The sequence below is a fragment of the Spirosoma rhododendri genome (assembly GCF_012849055.1).
In the GTDB taxonomy this organism is placed as follows: Bacteria; Bacteroidota; Bacteroidia; order Cytophagales; family Spirosomataceae; genus Spirosoma; species Spirosoma rhododendri.
This window is the reverse complement of the sequence record NZ_CP051677.1, coordinates 4347908-4370629: the sequence shown is the minus strand read 5'-3', so window position 1 is coordinate 4370629 and position 22722 is coordinate 4347908. Positions and strand designations below refer to the sequence as shown.

The window sequence follows — 22722 nt, the reverse complement described above, 5'->3', positions numbered from 1 at the left end:
CGGCTAGTTGTTTTATACGACAAAACCCTCGGCGCGGGTGAAATAACGGGCGCTCGACGGGATGCCCTGCACCGGTTTGGCCGGTACGCCCGCGTAAAGCATCCATTCCTCGTGGTATTCTTTATTCAGCAGCGACTTGGCTCCCAGCACAGACCGGTCGGGAAGGGTAGCCCCACCCAGCACGACCGAGTTGGTGCCGACAAACGTGTAGTCGCCGATGTGAATGGGCGCGCTGTTCTGCCGGTTTTCAAATACGTCGATCGAATGGGTCAGCAGTTGGGTCTGGTACCCGGCGATGGTAGAAAACCGGCCGATCCGAATCTGATCGGTGCAGTCGATGTGGTGATTTTTGGTGATCGCAGCCGACTCGCCCAGCGAAAGCGAGGGTTGCCGGTTGGTCTGATGCCTGAAGTGGGCCGAGTTGGTGTTGATCGGGAAACCCGTGATCCAGTTGCCCCGTCCGATGGTAGCGTGCGCCCCCAACTCCACCCGACTCAGGTTGATAGCCACCGTCAGGTGATCGATGTAGCTGTGCTCATCCATGACGAGCATATCGGGGAAAATCCAGGCCATGCCGATACGGGCCGTCGGCGCGATGCGGTAGCCGAACCAGCGATTCAGCGCGCGCCGGCGCAGCGACCAGGGCAACAGGCAGGTGATTAGTTTTTTAAGCATCAGGCAACAGAAACGGGCGTCAGGTTGTGCAGCCGGAGATAGGCATGCATGATAGCTTCCGGCGCAAAGCGGGCGGCATTGGTTAGTCCGCGCTGGCGGTAGTCGGCGCGGTTGTCACCCTGTTGCAGGGTCAGCAGGGCCTGTGCGAAAGCCGCCGGATCGGTCGGATCGGCGTGCAAGGCCGTTCCGCCACTTACTTCGGGCATCGGTTCGACATCACTGGCGATAACCGGGGCTCCGCAGGCCTGTGCTTCGATGAGCGGCCAGCCGAACCCTTCCGAAAACGACGGAAAAACAAACGTGTCGCAGGCACTGTACAGGGCAACGAGGGTCTTGTGGTCGGGGCCAGCGACGGATACTACCCGGTCGGTGAGACCCAGTTCGTTGGCCAGCGAGCGTAGCGAATCGTCGATGGCGGCTCCAGCAAAACAGATAGCTCCGTTCCACCGCGTACCCGCCTGCGCCACCATCTTCAGCAGCATAGCCCGGTTTTTGCGCGGCATGTCTGAGCCAACGTGCAGCATAAACGGACCGGGCAACGCAATACCCTGTTCGCGCAGGTGCTGCCGGGCAGCCAGCGTGTCCATCGGCCAGAAGTCACCGTTGAACGTGTTATGGATAACCTGCCAGCCCGGCCGCTGAGCCGCCGTTGTGCCAGCCAGTTCTTCGAGTTGCCGACGGGTCAGGTCCGAGACGCAGGCGACGTTACGGGCGCGGCTGAGGTAGTGCAGAATCCAGCGTTGCAGAATCTTGCCAAAGCCCGACGCAGGGCAATGAGCATCGGCATAGCCCATGGCTCCGCGAATGGCCAGCACGTCGTGGCAGGTGACGCCCGTACGATCGGCGGGGAGGTGGGCCAGGTACGGCGCGTTGGAGTGGTCGCAGACGTGAAACCGGACCGCTTCGCCCGACCGCGTCAGCTGACTAACCCGCCAGCGCAGTTGCAGCGGAAACAGCACCCATTTGTCGATGTAGCCGAGCCATTTGCCCATACCCGTTTTGGTATGGCGGAACGGTTTGCCAAACAGTACCCCCGGCCGCCAGATGGTCGTTGCGAGATCGACCTGCTGGAAGCCCGCCCGCAGCATCTGCGCAAAGCGTTCCATGCTTTCCTGCTGGTCGGGTGGGTAGTTGCCAATCAAGATGATACGCATAGATCAGTTGGTTTTGGGTTGACGGAGCGACGCCAGAAACGTGCCGCCGATAATGGTGCTGAAGCCCAGTGCTGCTGGTTGGGCCCACTGCGCCTGGGGCACCATCATCAATACGTAGCCGAGCTGCATCCACGGCAGGAAATCGCCCTGTGCCAGTCGCCGGTAGCCCTGCCAGCAGAAGTCGAGGCTCAGGCCGACGCGCATCAGAATCAGCAGCAGACCCATCAGCGGTCCCAGCTCACCGATAACTCGGCCCCATTCACCTTCGGCAATCAGAAAGTCGCGGCTCGACCCGCCCCGGATCAGGACGCTGCCCGCGTTGGTGCCCATGCCCTGCCCGTAGCCCCAGAACGGCTGATCGAACGAGGCTAATACGGCCTCGAACATACCACCCAGCCACCGCCCGCCCAGCGACCCGGAAACGCCCCCTTCGACGTCGCTGGCGCTGGTAAAGCGCGAAACGAAGGCTTCGATGGGGGTTTGCAATACGGGTAACTGACTGAGTACGGCGACGACGACCAGCGCACCGACGACCAGCAGGATCATCTGCTTGCCGTACTGCGGGTTGCGCAGAATGGCGATGGCGGCAAAGCCAAAGTCGATGGCAACGAACAGCAGCAGGCTTCGGCTGATGGAAAAAGGCACCGCTGCCGCCATCCCGGCGGTTGCTGCCAGCAGCGCCAGTCGGTTGATGCCTTCGGCTTTCAGCCAGAAATAAAAGATGAAGATGCCCGCCAGCCCGAAGTACAGGTGCAGACCGTTGGTGAACGAAAACGTGCCGGGTGGGCGGAAATAACCCATTGCCCCGTCGAAGCCAGCCCCCGCCGTATCACCCCCAACGCCCCGGTTGACCCAGGCCGACTGTGGGCTGTAGAACTGAATGGCAATGAGTATGGCCATCGGAATGGTGATCCAGACAATGGTTTTGCCCAGCTTGACGACGTCGTCGCGGTTGAACACCGCCCCGATGATAAACATGAGGGGAAAGTGAAACAGCAGAATCCGGGCACCGTACAAGGCCACGGCGAGATTGCCATGCCCTAGAAAAACGGCCGTGTAGATGCCGATTATACCGATCAGCACCACCCCCAATAGGTATTTGTTGATGGGCAGAAAACCACGTCGCCAGGCTTCGAAGATCAGGAAGATGGCCACCGGGTCGCGCACGATGAGCAGGGGCGTTGCCAGCCCCGGCAGCACCCACTTACGCAGGGCCCCCTCCAGAATCAACAACCAGAAGTACAGCCAGATACCCCGGCGTAGCCACCGACGCGTGTCGGTCAGCTCGACGACGGGCAAACCCGGAGCCCGGTAGGCTGGCTGCGGTATTGCGGACTGGGTAGCTAACGTGGTTGTGTACATGGTAAAAACAGTCTAAAAATCAGGCAATCAGCGAATGCAGGGCATCAACGATGGTGGTGCCGTAGCGTTTCCAGGTGTAGGTGGCTGCGTGCGCCTGTGCCTGCTGGCCCATCGCCGGAATGGCCGATCGGTTGTCGAGAAACCAGGCGAGTTTCTCGGCGATAGCCTGTGGGGAACGGATGGGTACCAGAAAGCCGGTCTCGCCTTCCTTCACCAGATCGGCCCCGCCCGTGTTGGCCGTGATAATCAGCGGTAATCCCTGACTCATGGCTTCCTGCATCACCAGCGCCCGTCCTTCCACGATCGACGGCAGGCAGAACACGTCGCACGTCCGCATCAGCGCCAGTACCTGATCGTGGGGCGGCTGGACTCATAGGTAAACGTCGGTAGTTCGGCCCGGTAAAACTCCATCGGTACCAGCGGATGCCCCAGCACGACGAGTTCGAGGTCGGCGGGCCGGTTGAGGAGCTTGATCGCAGCGAACAGATCGCCCAGCCCTTTGCGCTGTCCCATCGACCCGGCGAACAGCACCCGCAGGGGTCGGCGCGTGTCTGATTTCTCAGCGGCCGACGGGCCGTTGGCTGATGTCGTTACGGGCGAACCAAACGGCGAAACGATGGTCGGTTTGTTGGCGGCCCAGGCCGGAATTGAATCCATGACGAACGAACCAGGCCCTACAACGACGTCGGCCAGTTCCAGCTCTTCCGTTTTGCGCTCCAGCTTCGCGGCAGAATCCTGAATGCCACCGCCCAGCGTAGCGGCCCAGGCGGGCAGCCGGTCGGCTTCTTCGAGCATGAGTCGACGCCCCGTTTCCCAGTAGGCGATAGGCAGGTCGTAGATGCACTTCAGCCCCATCTGCCGCGCCTGCCGAAACGTGGCCAGCGCACCATCTTCGTAGGCGTAAACGGCGTTGACGGCCGAATGACTACCCAGCCGGGCGAGCCGCTGGGCGTTAGTTTTGTCGAAATCCTGATAAACGGCGTCGATGCTGGCCCAGCCCGTTTCGTGGTGGACTGACTTCCCGAAGCCCAGCTTTGGTAGTGCCAGCCGGGCCATCTCCCGCATCGGGTGCGTATGTACCTGCGCGGCCGGAACGGCAAACGTCCGGCGCAGCCATTCGTTGCGTACGCTACCGGGCAGCAGCTTCAGCCAGGCCGCGTCGGGATTGGCGGACAGCGTGGTGCTGAACTCACGCAGCGTGTTGCTGTCGAGCAGAGCGGCCAGTACGGCCCGGACGTTGGCGTTGCCGGTAGGATGCGTCAGAACGATGGTCATATACGTACTAAGTCAGATACGGAAAATCAATGGGTAGCCGGTGTCGATTGCGGTCGGTCGAATCGAATGTTGAACACCGTGTGCAGCACCCGCTTGATACCCCGTGGCGTCAGGAGTCGGCTCCGGTACCAGGGGCCGAACAGGATCGACATAGCTTGCCGACGGTCTCCCATCAGCAACGCTTCCGTGATGGCGATGGGTGCGCGTTCGCGCAGACGGATCGCCCGGATCGACTTCCCCAGCTGCGTTTCGGGCGCGGCTTCGACCAGCAGCTTATACGCGTGGTAAGCGGGGTTACTGGCCCTGCTGTGGGAAATCGACTGGTTGTGCAGCCGGTATTTGCCCAGGTAGCTGTCCACGAAATAAGTCCGGTGACCAGCTGCACCGATCCGGTAGCCGAAATCAAAGTCGCAGGCGTCACCCGACTCGTTGGTGTACTGAATCTGCCGGATGATTGCCGTGTCGATCAGGTAACCGTTGTTGGGAAATTGCTGACTGATGCCCGCTTCAAACGGAGTCATGTTGACACCCTCATACGGCGGAATCCGGTAAAAATCGCGGTTGAAGATCTCCGACGATGCGTAATCAATTTGGCCCGTCTGGTCGATCAGGTACTGCTTACCAAACGCAACCGCTACCTTATCGTGCTTCCGAAATACATTGACGAGCGTTTCGAGGGCTTCCGGTAGCAGCAGATCATCGTCGTGCAGCAGCATTGTTTTGTCGCCCGTAGCTGCGTCGAACAGGCGGTTGACGTTGGCTACCTGCCGCAACGACGGTTTATTGTGAATATGCCGGATGGGTATAGACGTAGTTACCTGCATGGCTTCTACCACCTGGCGGCTTTCGTCGCCGGGCGAGTCGTCGCCAACAATCAGTTCGCTGGGCGGATAAGTCTGATCCAAGCAGGAGCGAATGGCTTCTGCCAGCAGCGCCGGGCGATTGTAGGTTGGAATAACTATCGAGACCGTGAACATAGTTTCTGATTCGTTATTAGTATAATTGGGCAACAAGCTGGTTGGCAGCCGATTGCTGGTTGTCTGCGCCGGCCATCCACGTGTGCATGTCGCGGCCGATGGTCTGCCAGCTGCGGGTCGACCAGAACCAGTCGTGCAGCAGCCGTCGGCGAACAACGCCCTCGTCGTTCAGGAGCAGTGCCGGATCAGCCATCACTTCGCGAGGGAGGAAGAAGCCGCCGTGTGGTGGCTGAACAAGTCCGTCGGGTGCATCGCAGATAACGGGTACGCCGTGGCTCGCCAGCGACGCAAAACTCCCCGATTTGGGCAGGCTGTCGGCATCCTGCCGGATGACGGCGGCTTCCACGCTGAGCAGGTGCTTCGAGACATCGCCAGGGCTGAGCGCGCCCAGCTGAACCAGTTTGCCGGGCCCAAATGCCTGTTGGGCAAAGGCCGCTTCCTGATCGGCGTAGGTATTGTCGACGGGGCCGATGGCCAGCAGACTTGTGAGATGCCCCCGCTCGAACAGTGATTGCAGCAGTTCCTTGTGAGCCTGCATGGCCCAAAGCCGTGTGTGGGCCATGCCAAACGTAGCCCATACACCCGGCTGGCGCTGGCTCAGGAAACCCTGCTCGGGTTCGGAGGGGAGAACGTTGGCGCCCACCGTACCCATCTTAACGACGAGCCGACCACCAAGCAGCTGGGTAAGCTGCGTCTGTTGACCGATGGTCATCACCGTTACACCATCGGCCAGCTGACCCATGCGCCCCGCCGACCATCGGGCCATCCGGTTGCGGGCGAGGTGGTGGGGCCGGATGGCCAGTTCGTCGCTCCAGGCTTCGTGAACAAGAATAAACAGCCGATTCAGCGGATTCGATTTTCGGAAACGGCGGACGGCCCGTACCAGCCGGATCGGTAAGCCCGTGCGGGCGTAACTGGCCGGGGTAAAATGCAGCAGTAAATCCGTTGGGGCGGTGCCGTTGGTTATCAGTAGATCTGCCCAGTTGCCGACGGGAATGTCCAGCAATTCGGTCGATGATTTTAACGGAACCCGACTAACGCCCAGCCATGCCGACTGGTAATGAGCCCGTAGCTGTTGGGCTGTCAGGTAGGCGTAGTCGCTTACACCGCAGACATTGGGTGGTGCAGTGGGGCAATGACGATTAACGTGCGGGTAGAGTTTTTCATAGTTGGTGTGGTTGAGCGTATCGGCGTAATGAACTCAGGCGAGCTGCTTGCCCGCGTATGCGTTCCGGTAGAAACTCATTGGTTTCAGAAAGCTGCTCAGCGTTTTCTGGCCGGTGAGGGCGCGCCGGGCGTACTCATCGTCGCTCATCTGCGTGGCCTGCTTCATGCAGCGGGCCAGATCGGCCACGTCGCCCGGTTCGGCGATCAGGGCTTCCTGTCCACCGGCTTCGGGTAGCCCCCCGTCGCGGGTGACAATGGCCGGTACGCCCACGCTGCGGGCTTCGATGGGGTAAGCCCCAGGTCTTCCTGCGTGCGGGCGGGAGCCAGCAGCCACCGCGAGGAAGCCATGTACTGCTCTTTCTGGTTGTCGTTGACGAAGCCCGGCATCCGTACGCCCGTTAGCTTCAGTTCATCGATAAGCCCCAGCACGGTTGGCTTCAGCGGCCCATCACCCAGAATCGTCAGTGGCCACTCGTCGGGGTTGAACTGATTCTGTGCGTAGGCTTTCAAAAGCTCTTCGATGCCTTTGTTGCCGATCCAGCGGCCAACGAACAAAAATCCTTTCCGGTCGGCCGGGGGGCACCAGCCTGTTGGCAGACGGCAGACGGTTGGTACGCAGCTGCTGTTAGCGGCTTTGTTGTCTTGCTCCCACGTATTCCAGACGAAGTTGGAGTTATACCAGCGCTGATCGGCCGTTTGTATCGAAAAGCGCCAGATCAGGTTGTGCAGGTTGCTCTCGGGGAGTCGGCGGTTATGAACCGTCAGGAATATTTTCTTGCCCAGCAGCCGGGCGGGAAACACGATATCGGGCGGCATATTCTGCACGTGCAGCACGTCGGCCCAGCGAATCAGCGACAACAACTGCCGACTACCCCGGCGGACAAAGTGCACGTCGGGGCAGGCCGCGCGGGCCGAATTGATCAGATTATCAACCGTTTCCATGCCCTGCACGATTTTGAAGCAAAGTTTTACTTCGTATTCCGGCCAGGCCGATGCGGCTTCGGCCAGCGCAATCATGTACGCTTCGATACCGCCGTAGACGCCCTGCGATGAGCCAATAATCAGTAAGTTCTTTTTCGGACTAGCCATGTTCGGTAACTGTTGGATTAGTAAGCGGCCAGACTTGCCGACTCCGGTTCGGGCTGAGCTTCTTTGACTTTGTTGATCGAATAGAGCGCATACGTGGTATGCATCACCAGTTGAACAACCGTCGTAACGATGTCGAGCATAAAAATGCCGCGCAGGGTGCTGATGTCGAGCAGCCATACGCCAGCCGCAACCGACAATATGCTGATCGAGATAGACACGACCGGGTTGATCACCCAACCTTTGCTGGTGCAGAGCAGAAACAGCGAGGAGGCTACGAAGCCCAGGCACTTGCCCGTCATCATCAGTACCAGTTCGGTGTTTAGACCGCTGTAATCGCGGCCCAGCACCCACAGAATCGGATCGGCAAACAGGAACGTCAGTCCCACAACACCGGCTGAAACCAGCAGCAGCATGGCCTCCAGCCGAATAAACATTTTAAACAGATTCTGCCGGTTGTCGGGTTGCCGGGCAAAGCGTGGCAGAATCAGCGTGGCAAACAGCGTCGTCAGCAGGGTCAGCGTAATTGCCAGTCGCCCCAGTGCGCCCAGCTGCGCTACGGCCGCCGTAGAACCGTAAATGGAGACGAGCCAGACGGCAAACTGACACCAGATGCAGTAGTACAGGGCGTCGGGCAACAGCCGCTTCACTTTACTCAGAATCTCGCGTCGTACCGTCGGGTCGGGGCCTGACTGGTGTCGGCAAACTGGTCGGAAAGTACTTTCAAGCGTTGATTGGCCCATATCTGGGGCAAACCAGCGGCCAGCACGGCTATACCGGCAAACGGAAAAACAAAGATACTGACCAGCAACAGGGCGAGCCGGCCCAGGTAGGTGCCGACCTGAATGCGCTGCATGGGGATAATCTCCTGCCGCAGTTTCGGAACGATTTCCAGCAACGCACCCGACAGTGAGGTGAAAAAGGCAGGCACCAGTGCCAGTACCAGTAATACGGCTGTGAGCCAGCTGGCCTCGTGGTGCCGCAGCAGGTAGATCAGCACCGGCAGGGCGAGCAGCAGGCTACCGACCGCAAATTTCCGGCGCAGCTCCATACCCGTTGCCAGCACGGAACCCAGCCGGGCGCGGTCCTGCCAGACCCGGCCACCCTGCGCCATAACTCCCGTAGAGATACCGCCGTCGGCCAGCAGAAGCATCGTTCCGAGCATCGTGTTGGTCAGCGTGTACATGGCATACTCCTGCGTCGACAGCATCCGTATGACCAGGATGCCGCTGAAGAAGCTGATGGCCTGTACAGATATCTGCGCCAGTCCCGTTACCGACGCCAGCCGGGCCATACCCATCAGCCGGGCATAAGCTGGATTCGTACGTAACCGGGAAATCGTCTCTTTCATACGTGAGTACTAGTCTTGTGTACGGGGGGAGTAACTTGACCGACTCTGCGGCCAACTGGTGATCAGTAGGCTTTGCTGCTGGCGTAGGCGTAGCCGTAGCCAAAATCTTCGCCGTTGGGGTAATTGACGGCGTTGACGATGACGTTCAGCGACGGGAAACGCTGACTGTCGTGGAGGTCAGACAGCAGGCGCATGTAGTTGCGGGGGGTGTACTCGTGGCGAACCACGTAGAACGTCGTATCGGCGTACTCACTCAGCAGACTGGCATCAGCCAGCATACTCACCGGTGGCGTGTCCATGATGATGAAGTCGTACTCCTGACGCAGGCTGGCGATCAGCGAGTCGATACGCCCGTTCGACAGCAGTTCGGTTGGGTTGGCCGGGATAGGGCCGCTGGGGATCACGTACAGGTTTGGATTAACGACAGACTGGCGCACCAGCGAATCGGCCATTGGTTGACCCGTCAGGAAATCCGACAGCCCTGACTTCGTCCAGTCCATGCCGAGGTACTGAGCGATCTGGGGCTTCCGCAGATCCAGTTCCAGCACAACTACCTTCTTATTCAGCGTAGCCAGGCTGAGTGCCAGGTTGACGCTGATAAAGCTTTTGCCCTCACCACTTACCGACGACGTGACCAGAATTACCCGTCCTGCTGACGACTGACCGGGTCCGGCCGCGTACTGTAGGTTGGCGCGCAGCATCCGGAACTGCTCGGCGATAATCGAAGGGGTCGACAGGTCAACGAGGTTGGTACGCTGCCCTTTTGGTTTCCGAACGATCTCGGCGAACACGGGTACTTTGGCTTCCGTTTCAATATCCCGCTTCGACTTTACTTTGTCACTCGCTGCACTGCGGGCTTCAATGAACCCGGCCGGGATTAGCAGACCCGCAAACAAAGCCAGCAGATACACCCCGCTGGTGCTGGGCTTCACCGGGCGTGGCGACGCGTAGGGTTTGTCCATCACCCGGCTGTCCTGCGATTTCGACGCATGGGCAATCGTGGCTTCCTCACGCTTCTGCAACAGCAGGAGATACAGATTTTCCTTGATTGCCTGCTGCCGCTTGATGGTCAGAAACTCCCGCTCCTTGCGTGGAATCGTACGGAGCGACGAAGTCAGCTGGTTGCTGCGGGCTTTCAGGTTGTTTTGCATCACCTGTAGGTTCTGCCGTTCGTTGACCACGTACTCGTCGATAGCTTTCCGGGTGTTCTGCACCTGTGCTTCAACCGTCTGGCGGAAGGGGTTGCCCGGCTGCGTCGTGCGGTTGTATTTTTCCTGCTCACCCTGCAAGTCGCCGAGTTTGGTCAGCAGGCCGGTCAGCATCGGGTCATTGATCGAAGCAACGGCCGGAGCTACTCCGCTACCATTGCTCTTTAGGTATTTTTCGACGCCATCGAGGGTTTGAACCTGAAACTGAATGTCATTCATCTTGGCGTCGTTGGCCTTGGCGGCCTCAAAAACCAGATTGCCCTCGGTGCTCAAATCCGTGATACCCTGTCCTGACTTGTACGATTCAACGTTTTTCTCGACGCTGTTCAGCTCACCCGTGATAAGCCGGAGCCGCTCGTCGATCAGCGCCAGTGCGCTGTTTACTTCCTGACTCCGATCGTTGGCCAGCGAAAGAGCATAATCGTTCATCAGCCTGCCCAGAATCGCTTTTCCCCGGTCGGGCAGCGTGGTTTCCATGCTCAGCTTCAGGGTGGTTCCTTTTTGGTTGACCAGCTCCGCCTTCAGCGACGTCTGAATGGACTGAGCTACTTCCTCCGGGTCAGAAAACGTGACAGCAACGGGCCGCGTGTCGAGGCTACCGGTTGGGTTGGTGAGCCGAACCCGGAACGTGCCGAACGAACGCTTCACCGGCTGGTCGAACGAATACCGGGCGGCTGGGCTGCCTTCGCCTTCCTGAAGCTCAAACTGGTTGCGGTTCAGCACCTGAATCTGTAGCGGTGTGGTGTAGGCTTCCGGCGCGAGCGAATCCTGAATAACAACGGCGATGGGCGACTTTGTATAGACTTCTTCCTGCTTCCGCACCGCTCCCGGCTGAAAGTAAGCCACCGACAGGTTCAGCTCGTCGACGACCCGGCGGATCAGGTTTCTGGACTTGATTACCTCGATTTCGTTTTCGATAATCTTCTCCGACGCTGGCCCTTTCTGGGTGGCAATAATTTCAGCATCCGTCGGGTCTTTCGATTCCTTCTGAATCAGCAGCACTGAACTCACCTGGTAGACCGGGGGCGTGTAGCGCAGGTAGAAATAAGCACCTGCCAGCGATACGACTATCGCCAGCGCAAACCAGTACCAGTTTCGGGTGTACTTAGCTAAAAACGCGCGCATGTTCACGGGCTTTTTAACTTCTGAATAGGCTGAATCGATCATATATTTCGTGTGGCTCTAAACGGGCAGAATCGACTTCGATTCTACCGGAGGAGGTTGATCAGGAAAAACAGGGCTGTGGCTACGCCGACGTAGACGGGCAACAGCTGAACCGTGCGATCTGAAGCCGTCAGGCGGCCTTTACGGGCTTCTACATACAGAACGTCATTGTTCTGAACGAAGAAATAAGGCGAATTCAGGATACGACGATCGGTTAGATCGAGCCGGATTACTTCCCGTTTTCCGTTGTTCACCCGAAGCAGCATGACATTGTCGCGCCGACCAAAAATTGTCAGGTCACCGGCCATACCCATTAATTCGGGTAAGGTCGTTTCGTTGTTTGGCAGGTTAAACACACCCGGCCGGTTTACTTCGCCCAGCACGGTAATGCGGTGGTTCAGCTGGCGGATCGTTACGACGGGGTCGCGCAGAAATTCACCCGCTTTTTTCGTCAGCAGCGCACTCGCTTCCTTGATCGATAAGCCATCAACCTGTACCCGACCGATCAGTGGCATGGTCACGTATCCCGTATCGTCGACCAGGTAGCCCAGTGGCTGCTGTCCCTGCGCGCTTGATCCGGGCAGTACGGTGGTGTAGATGGGGTTTACGTTTTGAAAATTGAACAGCGTATTCGATTCCGCGCTGGTACTCGTTACGAAAATAGCCAGGAGATCTCCGGTCTGAATCGTTACTTTAGGTGGGGTAATGGGCAATAACTGCGATACTTTTGCACTGTCTACCGCTTTGCTACCCTGAAAATAGGTGACCGAACGGGGGGAAACACAGCTTGATGCAACAGCAATAAGCAGCAAAAACAAAGTACTCTTATACATTGTCGACTGATGATGTGGACTAGTTGATTGAGCAACGGGCGATCCGTTGCGTATTGACTGGCGGCAGGAACCGCTGATCTACCAGGCGTTTTTGTCGCCCTTGACCATGGTGCCGATGGTCCAGAAGAAGATGGCGGTGTCCAGCTTCAGGCTTTTCCGGCTGGCGTAGAACAGATCATACTTCACCCGATGAAACATCTTCTGATCCTGCTCCGTCTCGCCCCGCGAACCCCGAATCTGCGCCAGCCCGGTGATACCCGGCTTGATGCTGTACCGGCTACGATACTCTCTCGATTCCCAGTAGAAGGCGTCGTGCTGAACTGCGTGTGGCCGGGGGCCAACGATGCTCATGTCGCCCAGCAGGACGTTAATAAACTGTGGCAGTTCGTCGAGATTAGTCCGGCGTAGAAACCGCCCCGTGCGGGTCACCCGCTTATCGTTTTGCACTGTCTGCTTAAATTCCCGTTGCCGCTGAGCTGCCGGTTGATGTTGCATCGTGCGGAACTTGAAACAGGGAAATGTGATGCCTCTCCGTCCGGTCCTTGGCTGAATAAAGAAGATAGGCCCTCGCGAATCAAACAGGATAAATAAGCTGATTATCGGGATCACCCAACTTAGTACGAACAGAATTACCAGTGACGAAATAAGTATATCAACCAACCGCTTTCCGGCACTGCTGTACAGATCAGATTTAGTAACTGGTAAGAAATCCTCGCTCTCCTGCCAGCTCAGCGTACTGGTACGTGGCACAGATGAATAACGGACTTTAAAGCGTCGGTTTACAGCGGCCTGACCAGAAAGCATGTTCCGTGAATACATCGTTTCTGAAGAGTCGTTCATGTCGGTGTGAGCAGTAGTTAATGATAAATAGCTGGGTTGGTCGATTACTCTCTACTACAGAAAAAATTTATCTAGGAAAAGTTAAAAGAATATAATTGACCAATTGATTTTCTCTTCGGTTTGACAAACGAATTTAGAGTAATAACTTTTAGGAGTAAAACATGGCTTCCCGCCCTTCGTCCGGCAAATGGAATCAGTTTACTTGTTTATAGATGCTGTAAAAATTTGTTGTCTGATAAGATGTATGTTACTACATGAGTATTAAGAATAAACAAGAACGGGCAATAAATGATGGATTATCAATATTTGTCTATTGATGAGCTAGAATGAATTTTTATTTTAATTGTACTATTCGGTGTTGGCGCGGATTATCCTACAGGACCGTTTCTTCTTAAGTGGGTATTTTATTTTGGGGGAAGGAATCAAGAAAAATAAATTATCCACGTAATGTCCTAAATAGTGATTTATAGAATTCGCATGTAGAAGTTAGCAGCACAGCGGTACCATACATAAATACATACATGATTCAACAAACCTTGTGCTTCATCTATCGATAAAACTCTGCGTAGAGTCAGGTTGCTGATAATTAGTTACTTATGAATTTTACTATGCGTTTTTACGAAAGAGATAAGGCTGTCACCGTATAGCTTGACTTTAAGCACCGCCCCGACTGATCTACTGTGTATCGCAAATCCAACACAGAACCGGAAAAAAACCAGTCGTAGAGGTAAAGTTATAATCCGCTCAGTATACAATGGATGGACTCATGTGGTTGAACTTCGTTCCTGATACATTTTACATCGATGTGGCATATGATAAATTATAGAGACAACACGAGCACAATGCGTGAATTAGCATATGTGTCAGGTAAGATCGTTTACTGAGAAATAACGCAGTCTCCAAATGCCATAAATCGATCAACAATGCTGAAATTTCTATTAGTATTGATTTGACTATCAACTAGTTATTGTCTAATTTCTTTTGCTGAACGATCTGGTATGCCAGCGGTAGCCTTAGGTAGGTCGCCAGCTTATGATATGTCGCCCGTTCAGTCATTGTCACTTATTTGCTAGAGCTATTAATGCTTACTAGTTGCGCATTCCAATACTGCAATTAGGTCTGGTAGTTATTAAAAAGTACTTAACTGAGAGTAGCACTATTTTTAGTATGATTAATACATAAGTGCATAAAAGTCAACATCAATTGTATGTTGTAAGGTACAATTCCTATTATTTTTTATGTGAATCAATCAACGCTGTTATTTTTATAGAACTAAGTCATTCCTTAGACATCCTTTCTATTATATGATTAACAGAATTGATAATTGACTAATTAGATGAAACTAGTTAATACAATTGTACATAAAACCAGGCTCTGATATAAGATTTAGATAGAAGTGGTGCCGTTCAAATTATAACACTTGCTTGTTTTTATCTGCCGGTCTACCGATGATTATACCTGGCAAATGATCAGTCTTCGATACATTGGTAGTTACACAAAGAATGATAGAAAATCTAGAATTAGCCGATATTAACAAAAGCGCAGTCAATATTGATCGGATGAGCTGTTTTGGTGAAGAAAAGCGGCACAGTATTGCTTGCCGATTTTTCTTCACCAATGCTCAAATAATATTATTTAAACCTCTGAATATGATCAATTAACCGACTGAGGTCAGGGGTGAAAATTAAAATTTTCAGAGGTATTTTAATGAGCTTATGACTCAGTTTGCCGATCTGAAGAATTGAGCAGACAGGCGATTGGGAAGGCAGCGAACAGCGATCCCGCAGTGTACCGATCGGCTGCACTAAAAACGGCGTCTGTCAGGCAGCTAGTCCACTGAACGGATAACGTTTCCGGTAGCAACACGGTCGTGTCTGCCCAGTCGAGGGCGGGTAGGTAGACCTGTTGCTCGCGACAAAGCCGGGCCACATTCAATGGGACAACGACGAGTAGTCGCGTGTTTCCCTGGGTTCGCAAAAAAGCCAGTACATTGGCTGCGTACCGCCCCTGCACGACTACGGGGGTGTACGCGCCAGTCGAAAACAGGGCCGGGTGCTGCTGCCGATGTTGGAGTAGCTGATGGGTTAGCCACTGCTTGACGCGTCCGCTGTACCGATCTGCCCATAGGTCGCGCCAGCAGGTATCGGATGTGTTGTCAGGCCGGTCCAGCAGCGTCTGTAAATCACGCTGAAGTTTTTCGTAGGGTACCGGACGCCGATTGTCGGGGTCGACCATACTCAAATCCCAGCCTTCGTTACCCTGATAGAGGTCGGGAACGCCGGGTGTCGTGTATTTCAACGTACTCTGCACCAGCGAGTTGACAATGCCGAAATCGATTATGCTATGGTAAAACGACTCGAACGATGACCAGAATGGCCGGTTCTTGTCGAGTAGCTGCTCTGTAAACGACGTCGTTACCTGCTGGTAAGCATCGTCGGTGTGGCGCTTGGCTTCCGACAGGGCTTTCTCCATGAACGCCTGCATCCGGTCGGCAAAGTCGTCTTCCGTGCCGGGCATGGGATAGGAGCCGAGCAGTGACTGGTAAATCAGGTATTCATCGATGAAGTTAGGGGCGTCATCCGTTTTGGCCGTTGCGTTAAGTTCCTGCCAGCTGCGGACGGCGGCAAACCACTCGTCGGCGACATCCGGCAGCACGGCCAGCCGGGCCCGGACATCTTCGCCCCGTTTGGTGTCGTGCGTCGCTGTGGTGCTCATTGTCAGGGGCCAATGCTGCTGCCGCTGTTGAATGAACCGGTGAAACCCATCCGCCGACAGGCCAAAGCGTTCAACGGAATCGCCAACTTCGTTATGGCCGATAAAGCAACTATTCGTGTAAAACAACGTGTCTTCAACGCCCTTCGCCATCAGCGGCCCCGCATACTGCATACACCGTTGGTAAAACAGCGCGATCCGTTGCCGCCGTTCGGTATCAGCCGCGCCGGAATGACCGAGCAGTGTTTCTGCCAGTTGGTCGACAGTACGGCTTAGGCCGGGGCGTGCGTCGTGAATCTGAGCGAAGATTGTTTGGTGAGCGTCCGCTTCGGCGTCTTTCAACGGAAACTGAGTGCCGAAATAGCGATATACGGGAAAACGAATCAGCCACTCGCCAATGGTCAGTTTCAGGGAACCCGCGGGCAACTCCGCCGATTCGGCTTCGCTCATCAGGCCGAGCGTATGGTAGTAGTTGGTGAGGTTTTCCAGTTCGCCCCCCATTTGCTGATACAGCAGGTACGCCTTGCGCCCGTATGTCTGATCGGTCAGTGACGTTGTGTCACCGGTCTGTTCGGCGTAAAACTGCTGAAAAGCGGATTCCTGCCGTTCGTCGGTCAGCAGGTTGTTGGTAGCGGCCAGAAATTCGTAACCCGTCGTACCGGCCACAGGCCATTCGTCGGGAAGGCTTTCGTCGGCCTGCAATATCTTCTCGACGACGATATACGTATCCTCGCCCACGGCCTGCCGGAGTTTGTTCAGGTAGGCGGTCGGCGCAAACAAGCCGTCGACGTGGTCGACGCGCAGCCCATCGATTACCCCCGTTTTTAGCAGATCGAAAATCAGTCGATGGTAGTCGTCGAAGACGGTATCGTTCTGCATCATCAGACAGATCAAATCACTAACCGTGAAAAATCGGCGGTAGTTGATGTGTTGATTCGCATCGTTGGCCAGGCAGAGCTGGTATTGCTGCCCGTCAAGAATCGAGCGTAACTGCTCCGGAGCAGCGTTTGTCTGGTGCAAACGCTGCTCTATATACGCATTGGTCACAGCATTGCTTGTCAGACCCGCCAGTTGTTCGCGCCACTCATCCCAGGCAATCGCATACGCGACAGCGTCTTCGGTTCGGTGCAGATCGGTTAGCTGACTGAGTAGCTGCTGAATCGCATCCGGCGCATCGCTACCTGCCAGTACAGTCGCGTAGGAGCGGGGCGTCAACGGGTAGGTGGTGTCATTGACGCTGATCGCGAACCGGCCATCACAGCTAATCAGCGTCAGTTTGTGCTGATCGATTAACTGCTCGGGCGTTTCGGTCAGAAATGGCACCCGAATACGGCCCGCAAACAGATCGCTCGCCAGCGCGGTGTCGAAATAAGGGGCGTAGCGCGACAGCGGACCTTTTTCAAGCACATCGGTCAGCCAGGCGTTGCCGGGGTGAAACGCCATGTGGTTGGGCACAATGTCCTGCAACCACTGCATATCATTGTCGTGCAGCCACTGACAGATGCGCTCCAGATCAGCCCGCGTGCCGAGGTCGGGCGCGATCCGCACCGGGTCGATACCATCATAGCCGTGCTCACTACCGGGCGTCGCTTCGGTAATGGGCGACGCGTAAATGGTTTTGACGCCTAACGCCCTGAGATAGGGTAGGATAGCTTCGAGATGGGCAAAAGTGAAGTCAGCGTGGAGTTGTATTCGGTACGTATTAATCAGATTATGCATACCAAAGCAACCCTGCGAAAGGGTCATTGTTGAGTATTTCGATGGTTTATGAGGATTTGAGCCCGGGTGTCAGAGCAGAAACGCCAGCCCCGACACCATGGTCTATGATTTGTCTCAGACAGCATCCTTGCTGTCGTAGCGGATGACTTGATTAGCCGCTATCGCAGCTTCGACAGCAGGATGCTGTCTGAGACACATCATAGATCGTCGGCGTGGTTGGTGTAGAGCAATAATGATTCGGGTTGCACCAGTACCTCAACATCGCCCGGCGACTGATCGGGACCGGCGGCCGGTCCACCCCAGATGGGGTCGGCCGAATCGAACCGGCGGGTCCACGGCTGATCGCTGTCGGGCAGGCAAACCGGCTGCGCGACCCGCGAAAAATTCATTAGACAAGCTACCCGGCGGTGTTCGTGCCAGCGTTGCAGCACCAGCGTCTGTGTATCGTCGCTGAAGGTGACGTACACGTTTTTCCGGTTCGGAAACCGCAGCACCGATGTCTTGCGTAGCTTAATCAGCGCCTGATAGTACCGGAACATGCCCTGATGGTGCGGTTCGCCAAGCAGTGACCATTGTAGTTTCGATTGCTGAAACGTGGCTTCCGACTGCGGATCGGGCGCGGGAACGGCCGTCTGAAACGCGGCAAATTCGCGCTGACGCCCCTGCCGGACGGCTTCGATCAGATCGGGGTCGGAGTGGCTGACGAAGTAAAGAAACGGGTGCTGTTCGCTCCACTCTTCACCCATAAACAGCATCGGTAGGTACGAACTCGTCAGCACAGCCCCGGCCATCAGCCGCTGCATGGCGTCGCTGACGAGCTGGCCAGGTCGTTCGCCCAGCATCCGGTTACCGATCTGATCGTGGTTCTGCGAGAACACAACAAACTGTCGGCCGGGCAGGTCGGTAGTGGGTGTGCCGACGATTTTTGCCCGGCGGGGCATAAACGTACCGTCGTACACGTAGGCATCGCGGTAGGCTTTCGCGAGGTGTTTGATACCGTCGTAGTCGGCGTAGTAGCCCTGCTGTTCACCCCCGCCGTGACGCGCAGGGCGTGGTGAAACTCATCGTTCCACTGCGCATCCATGCCGTAGCCACCGTCGGTAACGGATTTGATGTAACGCGTTTCGTTCTGGTCGGATTCGATAATCAGGTAATGCTGCCGCCCGGTCTGCGCCACCAGCTGATCGACGTGCAGGCGGATGTCGCGGAGAATGTGTGATTCGCTGTCGTCGCGAATGGCGTGGACGGCGTCGAGCCGGAGCGCGTCGATATGGAAGTCGCGGAACCACATCAGCACGTTTTCAAGCACGTACTGCCGAACACCCTCGCTGCCGGAACCGTCGAAGTTGATAGCATCGCCCCAGGGCGTGCGGTGGCGGCTGGTAAAGTAAGGGCCGTAGCTGGAAAAGTAATTGCCCTCCGGCCCCATATGGTTGTACACGACGTCGAGTACCACGGCTAGCCCCCGCGCATGGCAGGCGTCGACCAGTTGCTGCAACCCCCGCGCTCCGCCGTACGAGTGCTGGGCCGCAAACGGACACACGCCGTCGTAACCCCAGTTGCGGTCGCCGGGGAACTGCGCAATCGGCATCAGCTCGACGGCGTTGATGCCCAACTCAACGAAGTGATCGAGCCGGGCGGCAACCCCGGCGAAAGTGCCTTCGGGCGTAAATGTGCCGGTGTGCAATTCATAAAACAGGTAGTTGTCGAGGGCGGGATTTTGCCACTTCTCATCGGTCCAGTTGAAAACTGTCGGGTCGTACGCCAGAGAAGGACCGTGTACGCCCTGCGGCTGCGCCAGTGAGGCCGGGTCGGGTAGGCGTTGCCCGTCGAGCGAAAACCGGTACAGGTCGCCGGGCCGTAGCTGATCGGTCGTTGTGCGCCAGCAACCCCCGTCGCCGGGTGTCAGCGGTAGTGTTTCGCCGGTTGTTTCCAGCACGAGTTGAACGGTGGTTGCATTGGGTGCCCAGACCTGCACGGTAGCGGTCGCGTCGGGCGCAAACGTTACGCCCAGTGTCCGCCGGGCGATGGGTACTTCAGTCATAACGTTGGTACGTTGGGTTTAAGGTTTGTGGTTCAAGGTTTAACATTGTTTGCTTACCCCGGAGGAACTTTAAACCTTAAACCACAAACCTTAAACTACTCTAAGAAACTACCACCGGCTCCGGGTGTTTAACGGGGCGCGAGACGGCCCAGAGGCCGAGCGTGGTAATCAGGCCGTTGAGCAGCAGCCGCTCGAAGCCGAACTGGTAACCGCCAAACCAGGCGGCTGAATTCTGATTGATGATGTATGTCAGCACGGGCGAGGCCAGGCAAATCCACGGCACGAAGCGGTCGACGACGGGGCGGTGGCTGAAAATGCCAAAGGCGTACAGCCCCAGCAACGGTCCGTAGGTATAGCCCGCAATGTCGAACACCGCCGTAATGACTTCCTTGCTGTTCAACTGCCGGAACAGGATGATGACCACATAGAACAGCAGCGAGAAGCCGATGTGAACGATATGCTTGATGCGCGACCGCTCGGCTTCGGGCCGTTGCTCAACGTTCATAAAATCGACGCAGAACGAAGTCGTCAGGGCCGTCAGGGCGGAGTCAGCACTGGCGTAGGTTGCCGCCGTGATGCCCAGCAAAAATGTGATACCGACCAGCGGGCCGAGGTGATTCAGAGCCAGCAGCGGGTACAGATCGTCGGTGCGTTCGGGGATGGCGATACCGTCGCGGCCGGCGTAGATGTAGAGCAGCACGCCCAGACACATGAACAGGAACGTGACAATGACCATCGTAATCGTGAACCAGAACATATTTTTCTGCGCTTCGCCGATGTTTTTGCAGGTCAGGTTTTTCTGCATCAGATCCTGATCGAGACCCGTCATCACAATGGCGATGAATATGCCCGAGATAAACTGCTTGTAGAAATTCTTGGGGTCGTTGGCGTCCCAAAAGAAAATTTTCGAGTTCGGGCTGGCTTTGATCGAGCTGACGAGTTCACCGAATGAAAAACCGAGTTCCTGCGAAATTAGCACGATCGTCAGCACGACGGCCGACACCAGAAATATCGTTTGCAGCGAATCGGTCAGGATAATCGTTTTGACGCCCCCCTTGAACGTGTACACCCAGATCAGGGCAATCGTAATCAGCACCGACACTTCGAACGGAATGCCCAGCGCGTTGAAAATCGCCAGTTGGAGCACGTTGGCCGCGACGTAAAGCCGCACCGCCGATCCTACCGTACGGGCCAGCAGAAAGAAGCCTGCGCCCGTTTTGTACGACCAGTAGCCGAAGCGCTTTTCGAGGTAGCCGTAAATCGAAATCAGGTTGAGCCGGTAGTATAGCGGCATCAGCACCGTGCCGATGACGAGGTAGCCGATGATGTAGCCCAGCACGACCTGAAAATAGGAAAAGCCGATCTTGCCCACCGCCCCCGGCACCGAAATAAACGTGACGCCCGACAGCGACGTGCCGATCATCCCGAAGGCCACTAACCACCACGGCGACTGCCGGTTGGCGGTGAAAAACGTGGTGGTATCGGCCCCACGGGCGGTGTAGAACGAAACGGCAACCAGCAGCCCAAAATAAGCGATCAGAATGAGCAGTGCGAGGGTGGGATTCATGGGCAAAAAAGCAACTTTATGGGGCAAATAACGGTTAGTTTAACAGATTATTACCCGTTTCGTAAACTGCCTGATTTGGCGTAAATTTGCTAAATAAACACGTTTTTATTGCCCATGCAACCTTTTGAAGAAAGCGAAGTAGCCCTGCTGGAAGACGTAGTCGAAACCGACGTGCACAATCTGGTCGTTTTCAACGACGAGGTCAATACATTCGATCACGTCATCGACACGCTGATGGATGTGTGCGAACATACGTCTGAGCAAGCTGAGCAATGCACGCTCCTGATTCATTACAAAGGCAAATGCACCGTCAAAAACGGGTCGTGGGACGAACTGGTACCCATGCGCAACGAAATCTGCCGACGCGGCATCAGCGCGGAGGTGTTAAATTAAAGAGCGAAAGAGTGAAAGAGTGAAAGAGCGACAGACGCACCACCCACTCCGGCACTCTTTCGCTCGTCTCCGGGCTGACTCCCAGTCGGAGCAATGGTGATATGAGCACTTAATTGCTGTTGTTGGCAACCGCTCTTTCACTCTTTCACTCTTTCGCTCTTTATAAATGGAGTATCCATCCAAACTGATAGAAGACGCGGTCAATGAGGTGGCGAAGTTGCCGGGTATCGGCAAGAAAACCGCCCTTCGACTCGTGCTGCATTTGCTCAAACGCGACGAAGAACAGACCGAAACGCTGGCGACGAGTCTGACCGCTATGCGAACGGGGGTGCAATACTGCCGCAAGTGCCATAACCTCTCCGACCATGACCTGTGCTCGATCTGCGCCAGCAACAAGCGCGATCAGTCGATTATCTGCGTCGTAGAAGACACCCGCGACGTGCTGGCGATTGAGAACACGGCGCAGTTTAAAGGGCTGTACCACGTGCTTGGCGGCATCATTTCACCCGTTGAAGGTGTTGGCCCGAGCGATTTGCAGATCGACTCGCTCATGGACCGGATGAAAGGACCGGAAGGCGAACAGGTGAAGGAAATCATCTTGGCCATCAGCCCGACGATGGAAGGCGATACGACGGCCTTTTATCTCCAGAAGCGGCTCAAACCGTTCAACCTGAAAATCTCGACCATCGCGCGGGGCGTCCCCATCGGTGGCGACCTCGAATACGCCGACGAAGTGACGCTCGGTCGCAGTATCCTCAGCCGCATTGCCTACGACTAAGGTTTTCTTGTACAGGATTTTATTCACTGCGCCGGGTTGATGCCCGGCGTTTTTGTTGTAATGCCGTGGTGTCGGGTCTGGAACGCCAGCCCGGCCCAGCCCGACACGGTTCCGGGCGAAGCGCGTTGCTGACGCGTGTGTATGCCCCCCGTCCCCCTGAAGGGGGTGAGGACACGGCCTAAAATGCGGTTTAAAGTTTGCAAGTCCTCACCCCCTTCAGGGGGACGGGGGGTAATCGTACGCCCCCATGCCGGTTGTGAAACCGTTGCGTTTCCAGGGTGAAAATCAAAATCCTGTTCATCGGGCAATCCTGTCAAAACAATTCCGAACCAAAAAGGCGTTTCTTTGTAGACGGTAACCCGCATCCCTGCCCGTTGCTGATACATAACGTTAGTTAGTTGCCTACAAACCAACATT

21 protein-coding genes are annotated in these 22722 nt (G+C 56.0%); 2 read left to right on the top strand and 19 right to left on the bottom strand.

From position 1 onward, the window contains the following. Nucleotides 1-12: 12 nt before the first annotated feature. The 18 genes from HH216_RS18190 to HH216_RS18120 all read right to left on the bottom strand — a co-directional run bounded on the left by HH216_RS18190 (nt 13) and on the right by HH216_RS18120 (nt 21134). Nucleotides 13-675, bottom strand: coding sequence for an acyltransferase (locus tag HH216_RS18190; protein WP_169552084.1), 663 nt, complete (start codon nt 673-675; stop codon nt 13-15). Beyond that, nucleotides 675-1829 carry a glycosyltransferase family 4 protein gene (locus HH216_RS18185; protein WP_169552083.1) on the bottom strand — a complete coding sequence of 385 codons (1155 nt, stop codon included), beginning with the start codon at nt 1827-1829 and terminating at the stop codon, nt 675-677. The genes HH216_RS18190 and HH216_RS18185 overlap by 1 nt, the downstream gene beginning before the upstream one ends. Before the next feature lie 3 nt (nt 1830-1832). Then, nucleotides 1833-3191 carry a hypothetical protein gene (locus HH216_RS18180; protein ID WP_254448504.1) on the bottom strand — a complete coding sequence of 453 codons (1359 nt, stop codon included), beginning with the start codon at nt 3189-3191 and terminating at the stop codon, nt 1833-1835. 19 nt (nt 3192-3210) lie between these two features. Then, nucleotides 3211-3528, bottom strand: coding sequence for a glycosyltransferase (locus tag HH216_RS25580; protein ID WP_217371871.1), 318 nt, complete (start codon nt 3526-3528; stop codon nt 3211-3213). Further along, entirely contained in the window at nt 3528-4466 is a 939-nt protein-coding gene (locus HH216_RS18175; protein ID WP_217371870.1) for a glycosyltransferase family protein, read from the bottom strand. The genes HH216_RS25580 and HH216_RS18175 overlap by 1 nt, the downstream gene beginning before the upstream one ends. 26 nt (nt 4467-4492) lie before the next feature. After that, nucleotides 4493-5443, bottom strand: a complete 951-nt coding sequence (locus tag HH216_RS18170; RefSeq protein WP_169552082.1) for a glycosyltransferase family 2 protein — start codon at nt 5441-5443, stop codon at nt 4493-4495. A gap of 16 nt (nt 5444-5459) precedes the next feature. After that, the gene (locus HH216_RS18165; protein ID WP_169552081.1) at nt 5460-6449 is read right to left on the bottom strand and encodes a hypothetical protein; all 990 of its coding nucleotides are present in this window, start codon (nt 6447-6449) and stop codon (nt 5460-5462) included. Nucleotides 6450-6644: 195 nt separating this feature from the next. Then, entirely contained in the window at nt 6645-6881 is a 237-nt protein-coding gene (locus HH216_RS18160) for a hypothetical protein (RefSeq protein ID WP_169552080.1), read from the bottom strand. After that, a complete protein-coding gene (locus HH216_RS18155) occupies nt 6815-7699 on the bottom strand; it encodes a glycosyltransferase (RefSeq protein ID WP_169552079.1) in 885 nt (294 codons plus the stop codon). The genes HH216_RS18160 and HH216_RS18155 overlap by 67 nt, the downstream gene beginning before the upstream one ends. Nucleotides 7700-7716: 17 nt before the next feature. Then, nucleotides 7717-8346 (bottom strand): polysaccharide biosynthesis protein, encoded by a 630-nt coding sequence (locus HH216_RS26150; RefSeq protein WP_254448503.1) that lies wholly within the window; start codon nt 8344-8346, stop codon nt 7717-7719. A gap of 5 nt (nt 8347-8351) precedes the next feature. After that, on the bottom strand, nt 8352-9047 hold the full coding sequence (locus tag HH216_RS26145) for a polysaccharide biosynthesis protein (protein WP_254448502.1): 696 nt from the start codon (nt 9045-9047) through the stop codon (nt 8352-8354). A 62-nt stretch (nt 9048-9109) separates the two neighbouring features. Beyond that, nucleotides 9110-11380: a GumC family protein gene (locus tag HH216_RS18145; RefSeq protein ID WP_254448501.1), complete on the bottom strand. Its 2271-nt coding sequence runs from the start codon at nt 11378-11380 to the stop codon at nt 9110-9112. 83 nt (nt 11381-11463) lie between these two features. Then, the gene (locus HH216_RS18140) at nt 11464-12252 is read right to left on the bottom strand and encodes a polysaccharide biosynthesis/export family protein (RefSeq protein WP_169552077.1); all 789 of its coding nucleotides are present in this window, start codon (nt 12250-12252) and stop codon (nt 11464-11466) included. A 78-nt stretch (nt 12253-12330) separates the two neighbouring features. Next, entirely contained in the window at nt 12331-13056 is a 726-nt protein-coding gene (locus HH216_RS18135; protein ID WP_254448848.1) for a sugar transferase, read from the bottom strand. A 1749-nt stretch (nt 13057-14805) separates the two neighbouring features. Beyond that, complete coding sequence (gene treY / locus HH216_RS18130; protein WP_169552075.1) at nt 14806-17550, bottom strand: malto-oligosyltrehalose synthase; 2745 nt, start codon at nt 17548-17550, stop codon at nt 14806-14808. A gap of 170 nt (nt 17551-17720) precedes the next feature. Beyond that, nucleotides 17721-18401 carry a DUF3459 domain-containing protein gene (locus tag HH216_RS26140; RefSeq protein WP_254448500.1) on the bottom strand — a complete coding sequence of 227 codons (681 nt, stop codon included), beginning with the start codon at nt 18399-18401 and terminating at the stop codon, nt 17721-17723. After that, nucleotides 18314-19567: an alpha-amylase family glycosyl hydrolase gene (locus HH216_RS18125; protein ID WP_254448499.1), complete on the bottom strand. Its 1254-nt coding sequence runs from the start codon at nt 19565-19567 to the stop codon at nt 18314-18316. Before HH216_RS18125 ends, HH216_RS26140 begins: the two co-directional genes overlap by 88 nt. Nucleotides 19568-19667: 100 nt before the next feature. Next, a complete protein-coding gene (locus HH216_RS18120) occupies nt 19668-21134 on the bottom strand; it encodes a sodium:solute symporter (protein WP_169552074.1) in 1467 nt (488 codons plus the stop codon). A 114-nt stretch (nt 21135-21248) separates the two neighbouring features. On the opposite strand from HH216_RS18120, the gene HH216_RS18115 reads away from it, so the two are divergent. Then, the gene (locus tag HH216_RS18115; RefSeq protein WP_169552073.1) at nt 21249-21527 is read left to right on the top strand and encodes an ATP-dependent Clp protease adaptor ClpS; all 279 of its coding nucleotides are present in this window, start codon (nt 21249-21251) and stop codon (nt 21525-21527) included. A gap of 166 nt (nt 21528-21693) precedes the next feature. Beyond that, complete coding sequence (recR, locus tag HH216_RS18110; RefSeq protein WP_169552072.1) at nt 21694-22305, top strand: recombination mediator RecR; 612 nt, start codon at nt 21694-21696, stop codon at nt 22303-22305. 23 nt (nt 22306-22328) lie between these two features. Here the strand turns inward: recR and HH216_RS18105 are convergent, their stop codons facing one another. Then, a complete protein-coding gene (locus tag HH216_RS18105; protein WP_169552071.1) occupies nt 22329-22691 on the bottom strand; it encodes a hypothetical protein in 363 nt (120 codons plus the stop codon). Between the last annotated feature and the right edge of the window lie 31 nt (nt 22692-22722).